The sequence below is a fragment of the Ideonella sp. B508-1 genome, assembly GCF_000333615.1.
Taxonomy (GTDB): Bacteria; Pseudomonadota; Gammaproteobacteria; order Burkholderiales; family Burkholderiaceae_C; genus Ideonella.
Genome location: NZ_BADL01000411.1, coordinates 1 through 1564 on the forward strand (window position 1 = coordinate 1; position 1564 = coordinate 1564).

The 1564-nt window shown below is 65.1% G+C and carries 1 protein-coding gene and 1 pseudogene; both read left to right on the top strand.

All coding sequences use genetic code 11. From position 1 onward, the window contains the following. Positions 1–100: 100 nt before the first annotated feature. Positions 101–1168 carry a hypothetical protein gene (locus tag I73_RS34875; RefSeq protein WP_148289830.1) on the top strand — a complete coding sequence of 356 codons (1068 nt, stop codon included), beginning with the start codon at positions 101–103 and terminating at the stop codon, positions 1166–1168. Beyond that, positions 1158–1564: pseudogene (locus I73_RS16930) on the top strand (hypothetical protein); the annotation flags it as partial. The gene I73_RS34875 and the pseudogene I73_RS16930, both read left to right, overlap by 11 nt.

Consider the following 1564-nt stretch of genomic DNA (forward strand, 5'->3'; position numbering starts at 1 on the left):
TTTGAAGCGCGAGGGCGCCTTGGCCTCGTGCTGCCCGCCGAGCTCCTCTCCGTCAACTACGGGTTCCGGTGCGCCAGTCCTTTTCGAGAGGTTCCGACGCGTGNAGCTGGTGCTCTTCGCCCAACAGGTTTTCCCTGAGGCAGAGGCAGACGTGTCCTCCCTGCTCGCGGATGGCTTCGACGAGGGCCCCGCTGGGAACGCCGTTATTCGCCAGGCTAAGAACGCCGAGAGCTTGCCGACGTTGGAGGGGGGGCTTGTTTGGACGCCGGCGGACCCCGCTGGCAAGTGGACAGGCAGCCTCGTCGACCAGGGCGCGCTCGACGCGCTCGCGGCGCTCACGCGCGGCGGCCACTTTGCGCCCTTGGAATCGTGGGGCGACACGACCCTCGGCATCGTCACGGGCAATAACAAGTATTTTGCGGTGTCCCCCGCGCGGGCGAAGGAGCTCGGGCTCAGGGCTTCGGAGCTGCTGCCACTGTCCCCCCCGGGCAGCTCGCACCTCCGCGGTCTCGACCTCACGCCGTCGCTCCTAGCGAACTTGGGCAAAGGTGGCCAATCAACCCTACTTTTCTACCCGCGGGAGAAGCCTTCCAAGGAGGCGGAAGCCTACATCGAGGACGGGCATCGCACCGGCGTTGACACGGCCTACAAGTGCCGAGTGCGTAAGGTGTGGTATCGCGTTCCGCTCGTGCGACCGGCCGATCTCCTCTTGACCTGCATGAACGCGGACACTCCGCGGCTCGTAGCCAACGAGGCCGAGGCCTACCACCTCAACTCGGTCCACGGCGTCTACCTCCAGGAGGGTTGTCGGCAAATCGGCCGGGAGTTGCTCTCGCTGGCCAGCCTCAACTCCGCTACCCTGATGCACGCCGAGATTGTCGGGCGCGCTTATGGCGGGGGCATTCTGAAACTGGAGCCTAAGGAGGCCGACCTCTGGGCAGTTCCATCGGTTGCGCTCGTTCGGTCGAGAGCTGCGGCGTTGCGGTCCGTGAGGACGCATGTCGCCAAGCTCCTGGGCGCAGGTGAGCTCTTGGGCGCCGTGGATGTCGTCGATCGCGCGCTCCTCTCGGACGTGCGGACGCTCTCTCGAGAGCAGATTGTTTCGATGCGCTCGGCGCGGGAGCTCCTAGCGAGCCGAAGAGAGATAAGGTCTACCGGTGGCAACTGATAAGAACACTAAGGCTAGGGCGTGGGCTCTCTTCGATCGCATCGTCGAGAAGGCGGCGAAGGACGGCGAGTACACCAACCCATGGATCAAGGGCGCCGATGGCAAGCGCCGATACGAGCCCGACTACGCCACACTCTGCCAGCTACTGGGCGTTCCACTGTTGCTAAGGGCGAACACGCAGTCGGGCGTGCCGGCTCTTGCCCTCGACGTCTGGCTGAGCTATGAGCTGCGGCGAGCCGGCTTCGGCGCCGACCAAACTTGGCCGCGGCCGCAGCACCCGCGCATCCTTCCAGCTTCGGTGGCCAACCTACTCGAGGCCTTGCCGAAGCAGGCGGCGTCGACGATTAGGGACTTGCTCAAAAGGGAAGGCGCGATCACTGGAGTGACCTCTGCGAG